Origin of the sequence: Melaminivora alkalimesophila (assembly GCF_000282995.1) — a bacterium.
GTDB lineage: Bacteria > Pseudomonadota > Gammaproteobacteria > Burkholderiales > Burkholderiaceae_C > Melaminivora > Melaminivora alkalimesophila.
Window position 1 is genome coordinate 1 of record NZ_ALEE01000593.1, and the last position, 6109, is coordinate 6109.

Consider the following 6109-nt stretch of genomic DNA (forward strand, 5'->3'; position numbering starts at 1 on the left):
GGAAGCCGCCATTATGCGAGCCGCATCGCCGGCCCGCCGCCCCGCCCTGGACTCAACGCCCGTGGCGGTGCCCGCCCCCGCGGTGGTGACCGCCTCCGCGGTGGTGACCGCCTCCGTGGCCACGCCAGTGGTGGGCCGGCGGTCGCGGGGCCACCACCACCGGCGGGGCGTAATAGACCAGCCGCGGCGCGCGGTACACCGGCGGCGCGTAGTACACGGGCGGCGGCGGAGCGTAGTAGACCGGCGGGGGCGTGTAGTACACGGGCGCGGCATTGCCCGCGCCCACCACCACCCCCGGCACACCGATGCCGACCGACCAGTACACATCGCTGCGCGCCTGGGCCACCCCCGCGCCGGCCAGCAACCCCAGCCCGAGCGCCAGCGAGGCGACCGCCTTCATCCATGAGCGGTTGTTTGTCATGAGGACCTCCTTCGACGGCCACCTGGCCGTCCCAGTGCATTGCAAAGCAGGATCAAAGAAGCAGCAAGAAGCGCGACTTTGGGTACATAACGCGCGAGTTGGCCTCCAGGATGGCAGCAGTCTCGCATTTTCTTGTGTCCGGACGTATGGGGCGGCGTCACCGGCTGTAACCGGTGCGCGCCCTAGAATTGCGCCATGAGCACCCCTGCCGCCAACGACACACCCAAGCCGACCAACTTCCTGCGCCAGATCATCGAGGCCGACCTCGCACGGGGAACCCATGCCGGCCGCCGCTGGGGCGGCAGCCCGGGCGACGCCGAGCACCATCGCCAGGGCAGCGTGGACACGGCACGCATCCGCACGCGCTTCCCGCCCGAGCCCAACGGCTACCTGCACGTGGGCCACGCCAAGAGCATCTGCGTGAACTTCGGGCTGGCGCGCGACTACGGCGGCATCTGCCACCTGCGCTTCGACGACACCAACCCGGAAAAGGAGGAGCAGGAGTACGTGGACGCCATCGTCGAAGCCGTGCGCTGGCTCGGCTTCGACTGGCGCGACGCCGACGGCCACGAGCACCTGTACTACGCCAGTGACTACTTCGACTTCATGTACCGCGCCGCCGAGTACCTGATCGAGCGGGGCCTGGCCTACGTGGACGAGCAGAGCGCCGAGGCAATGCGCGCCAGCCGCGGCGACTTCACCACGCCCGGCACCGACAGCCCCTGGCGTGGGCGCAGCATCGAGGAGAACCTGGCGCGCTTTCGCGAGATGCGCGACGGCAAGCTCCCGGAAGGCGCGGCCGTGCTGCGCGCGAAGATCGACATGGCCTCGCCCAACATCAACCTGCGCGACCCGGCCATCTACCGCATCAAGCACGCCGAGCACCACAACACCGGCAACCGCTGGTGCATCTACCCCATGTACACCTACGCGCACCCCATCGAGGACGCGCTGGAACACATCACGCACTCCATCTGCACGCTGGAATTCGAGGACCAGCGCCCGTTCTACGACTGGGTGCTCGACCGGCTGAAGGAAGGCGGGTTGATCGCGCAGCCGCAGCCGCGCCAGTACGAGTTCGCGCGGCTGAACCTGACCTACGTCGTCACCAGCAAGCGCAAGCTCAAGCATCTGGTGGACAGCGGAACGCTCTCCGGCTGGGACGACCCGCGCATGCCGACCATCGTAGGCCTGCGCCGGCGCGGCTTCACGCCCGAGTCCATCCGCGACTTCTGCGAGCGCATCGGCGTCACCAAGGACTACGCCTGGATCGACTATGCGCTGCTGGAGGCCTGCCTGCGCGACGACCTGGAGGCGCGGGCGCCGCGCGCCATGGTGGTGCTCGATCCGCTCAAGCTGGAATTGACCAACTGGGCGGAGATCTTCGGCTCTGCCGACCATCTGGAGCAGTGCGAGCTGCCCGCCCTGCCCCACGCCCGGGAAGGCGAGGCGCCACCCCTGCGCCGCTTCACCCTGGGCCGCGAGACCTGGATCGAGCGCGAGGATTTCGCCGAGAACCCCCCGAAGGGCTACAAGCGCCTGTTTCCGGGCAACCGCGTGCGCCTGAAGGGCGGCTATGTGATCGAGTGCACTGGTTGCGAGAAGGACGCCGACGGGAACGTGACGCGCGTGCTCGCCACCGTGGTGGAAGGCACCAAGAGCGGCACCCCCGGCGCCGACAGCGTCAAGGTCAAGGCCGCCATCACCTGGGTGGGCGTGCAGGATGGGCTGCAGGCCGAGGTGCGGCTCTACGACCGGCTGTTCACCGACCCGCAGCCGGACGCCGGCGGCAAGGACTACCTGGCGCTGCTCAGCCCGGACAGCCTCAAGGTGGCGACCGCCTGGGTCGAACCTTCGTTGGCGAAAGCCCAGCCCGAAGCGCGTTTCCAGTTCGAGCGCTTCGGCTATTTCGTCGCCGACCAGCGCGACCACCGGCCCGAGCGGCCGGTGTTCAACCGCATCACCGGGTTGAAGGACTCGTGGGGCGGGCGCTGAACACCGCGCTCCTGCATCGACAGACAGACACAGGCGCCTCCTTCCTACCCAAGGAGGCGCCCGGCTGGATTAGGGTCGGGGCTGTCCCACCACAAACACCCTTCCGGGAGAAACGATGCGCCTGTCCCTTCCCCTCCAAGCCCTCTCCGTGGCCGGCCTGGCCGCTCTGATGACCGCCTGCGCCGGCAACCCCGCGGGCGCGGATGCCTCCGCCCCGCCGGGCGTGCAGGGCACGGTGGTCAGCCAGCCTTCAACCGGCGCCCCCGCGGCCGCCATCACGCCCCAACTGACGACCCACGACTGGGAGCTGGTCGCCATGGCCGATACCCGCGGGCGCAGCGATACGCGCTGGCGTGTCCCCGGCGAGCGCGCCCCCCGCCTGCACTTCGAGGACGGGCGCGTGTCCGTGCAAAACCTGTGCAACGTCCTCAGAAGCAGCTACCGGCTGCAGGGGCGCGACCTGGTACTCAGCCAGGGGGTGTCCACCAAGCGCGCCTGCCCCAACTCCTCGCTGATGGACCTGGAGCGGCGCATGGGCCAGCAGCTGCAGGGCGCCGCCAGCTACGAGATCCGCAACAACGCCGGCGGGCCGCCCCTGCTGGTGCTGCATTTCCGGGACGGCAGCCGCTGGGAGCTGACCGGGGTGCCGACCGCGCAGACCCGCCACGGCAGCGCCGGCGAGCGCATGTTCCTCGAGGTGGCGCCGGAGCGCATGGCCTGCAGCCATGGCGTGGTCGCCAATGCACAGTGCCTGAAGGTGCGCGAGATCTACTACGACCACAATGGCGTGCGCCAGAGCGCCGGCCCGTGGCAGCCGCTGTACGGCGAGATCGAGGGCTATGCCCACGAGCGCGGCCAGCGCAACATCCTGCGGGTGAACCGCTTCGAGCGACCGAACCCGCCGGCCGACGCCCCGGGCGCGGTCTACGTGCTCGACATGGTGGTGGAGACCGAACGGGTGCGCTGAGCGCGCGTGCGCGCCGCGCCCGCCCCTGGAGGGGCGACGCGCGGCGCAGGCTCTGCGCTCAGTTGCCGGCCAGGCAGGCCCCGGTGGCGGACTGCAGGGCAGCGGCCCCCACATCCGGGGTCAGGGCGCCGGCCTGGGTCAGGCGCTCGGCCACCAGCAGCTGCTGCATCTCCTGGCGGCCCATGATGCCCAGCTCCTCGGCCACATCGGCGATCGGCCGGCCCGAGGCGAGCGCTGCCTTGGCGATGGCGGCCGACTTCTCGTAGCCGATCAGCGGGTTGAGCGCCGTCACCAGCGTCACCGACTGGGCGATGCGCGCTTCGAGCAGCGCCTCGTTGGCGACGATGCCTTCCACGCAATGCACCTGCAGCGTCTGGCAGGCGTGCGCCAGGTGGTGCAGGCTCTTGTGCAGGGCCCAGGCCATCAGCGGCTCGAAGGCATTGAGCTGCAGCTGGCCGGCCTCGACCGCCATGGTGATCGCCACGTCGTTGCCGATCACCTCGAAGCACACCTGGTTCACCACCTCCGGGATCACCGGGTTGACCTTGCCCGGCATGATGGACGAGCCCGCCTGGCGCGCCGGCAGCCGGATGTCGCCCACCCCCGCCTGCGGACCAGAGGACAGCAGCCGCAGGTCGTTGCTGATCTTCGAGAGCTTGGCGGCGATGCGCTTGAGCACGCCGGAGATGTCCAGGAACACGCCCGTGTCGGCGGTGGCGGCGATCAGATTGGCCGCGGGCCGCACCGGCACGCCCGACAGCTCGGCCAGCCGCGGCGTGACCACGTCCACGTAGCCCACCGGCGCATTGATGCCGGTGCCGATGGCCGTGCCGCCCATGTTGATCTCGCACAGCAAGCGCGCCGAGTCGCGCAGGCGCGCCTCGTCGTCGGCGATCATGGCGGCGAAGGCGTCGAATTCCTGGCCGAGCGTCATCGGCACGGCGTCCTGCAGCTGCGTGCGTCCGACCTTCAGGATCGAGGCGAACTCCCGCCCCTTGGCCTCGAAGGCTCCGCGCAGCGAGGCCAGCGCCGCCAGCAGCGTCTCGATGCCGAACCAGGTGGCGAGCTTGACGGCCGTCGGGTAGGTGTCGTTGGTGCTCTGCGAGGCGTTGACGTGATCGTTGGGGTGGATCACGTCGTAGCGGCCTTTGGCCAGGCCCAGGTGCTCCAGCGCCCGGTTGGCGATCACCTCGTTGGCGTTCATGTTGGTGGAGGTCCCGGCCCCACCCTGGATCACGTCGGTGATGAACTGCTCGTGCAGCTGCCCGGCGATCAGGTCGTCGCAGGCACGGCCGATGGCCTGGGCCTCGGTCTTGCCAAGCACCCCCAGCTCCAGGTTGGCCTGGGCCGCTGCCTTCTTGACGTAGGCGAAGGCACGGATCAGGTCGGGCATGCACGAGACGGCCTGGCCGGTGATCGGGAAATTTTCCACGGCACGTGCCGTGTGCACGCCCCAGTAGGCGTCGGAGGGGATGGTCTTGGAGCCGAGGAAGTCCTGTTCTTGGCGCATGGCGATGGCGGGCCGCAGTGGCAGCGAGGAAGAAAAAAACAAAAGGGCGAAGGAAGCAGGGCTTGGCATGGCAGGCGCTGCCCGTGGGTCGGGGCGCGGCGCCGGGCACAGGTCCAGGTCGCTGGCCGGAGGGCGCTCGCCTGTTGGGCTGCGCGGCCTGCCCCGGGCGCGGTGGGCCCGGGGCAGGGACATCCGTGAAAGCAGGTCCGGTGCTGGCGCGCCGCCCGTTTGGCGAGCGCAACCCCACCGGGCTTGGGGGCGATTATGACCCAATGCACGACCAATGCATGGAACTATCCGTTTGGCGCATAACCCTGGACCTCCGCCGGCCGACTTCGTTGCTGCATCGCAACAATTACACTGCCGCCATGGTTGCTCCGCCCCGCCGCCCGACGCATCGCCGCTCCCGCCCAGCCCCCGCCCCTGCGGGGTCTTTCCCGGCCGCCGCGCCGGTGCGGTTGCTGCGCTTCTACAAGCCCTATGGCGTGCTGAGCCAGTTCACGCCGGAGGGCCGCTGGCGCGGGCTGCAGGAGTTCATCGACGTGCCGGGGGTGTACGCGGCCGGGCGGCTGGATGCCGACAGCGAGGGGTTGCTGCTGCTGACCAACCACGGTGCGCTGCAGGCCCGCATCAGCGACCCGCGCCACCGCATGCCGAAGACCTATCTGGCACAGGTCGAGGGCGAGGTGGGCGAGGAGGCATTGCAGCGCCTGCGCTCCGGGGTGCTGCTGTCGGACGGCCCCACCCTGCCGGCCGAAGTCCGGCGGCTGCAGGCTCCCCCGGCGCTGCCACCGCGCGAGCCCCCCATCCGCGTGCGGCGCCACATTCCCGATGGCTGGATCGAGCTGACCATCCGCGAGGGGCGCAACCGGCAGGTGCGGCGCATGACGGCCGCCGTCGGCCACCCGACGCTGCGGCTGGTGCGCGTCGCGATCGGCGCCTACACCCTGGAGGGTCTGGAGCCTGGGCAGTGGGAAGCGTTGCCCGTCCCCTGAGGCCGCAGCGGCGCTAGGTCGCGGCTGGCCGGGTCTGCCCGGCATACAGGCGCAGGACCCCATCGAGCACCAGCACGGCCACGGCAGCGAAGATGGGGCCGTAGGTCGGCCATTGCGCCGGCGCGATGCTCTCGCCCAGCAGCAGCGCGACGAGCGCCAGCAACACCGGCTCCACGTAGCTCAGCAACCCGAAGAGCGCCAGCGGCAGCCAGCGGCTCCCC

The 6109-nt window shown here is 70.2% G+C and carries 5 protein-coding genes and 1 pseudogene; 3 read left to right on the plus strand and 3 right to left on the minus strand.

Annotation, left to right across the window (positions count from 1 at the left end):
• Positions 1-52: 52 nt before the first annotated feature.
• Positions 53-421 (minus strand): hypothetical protein, encoded by a 369-nt coding sequence (locus tag A612_RS11585; protein WP_040436722.1) that lies wholly within the window; start codon positions 419-421, stop codon positions 53-55.
• Positions 422-616: 195 nt separating this feature from the next.
• Between A612_RS11585 and A612_RS11590 the strand changes: the two genes are divergently transcribed.
• The gene (locus tag A612_RS11590; RefSeq protein WP_019374641.1) at positions 617-2416 is read left to right on the plus strand and encodes a glutamine--tRNA ligase/YqeY domain fusion protein; all 1800 of its coding nucleotides are present in this window, start codon (positions 617-619) and stop codon (positions 2414-2416) included.
• 115 nt (positions 2417-2531) lie between these two features.
• Positions 2532-3383, plus strand: coding sequence for an META and DUF4377 domain-containing protein (locus A612_RS11595; RefSeq protein WP_040436724.1), 852 nt, complete (start codon positions 2532-2534; stop codon positions 3381-3383).
• 58 nt (positions 3384-3441) lie between these two features.
• Here A612_RS11595 and A612_RS11600 read toward each other — a convergent pair whose 3' ends face one another.
• Positions 3442-4893 carry an aspartate ammonia-lyase gene (locus tag A612_RS11600; RefSeq protein ID WP_040436726.1) on the minus strand — a complete coding sequence of 484 codons (1452 nt, stop codon included), beginning with the start codon at positions 4891-4893 and terminating at the stop codon, positions 3442-3444.
• Positions 4894-5261: 368 nt separating this feature from the next.
• Between A612_RS11600 and A612_RS11605 the strand changes: the two genes are divergently transcribed.
• Complete coding sequence (locus A612_RS11605; protein WP_040436727.1) at positions 5262-5888, plus strand: pseudouridine synthase; 627 nt, start codon at positions 5262-5264, stop codon at positions 5886-5888.
• A gap of 13 nt (positions 5889-5901) precedes the next feature.
• Here A612_RS11605 and A612_RS11610 read toward each other — a convergent pair.
• Positions 5902-6109: pseudogene (locus tag A612_RS11610) on the minus strand (EamA family transporter RarD); the annotation flags it as partial.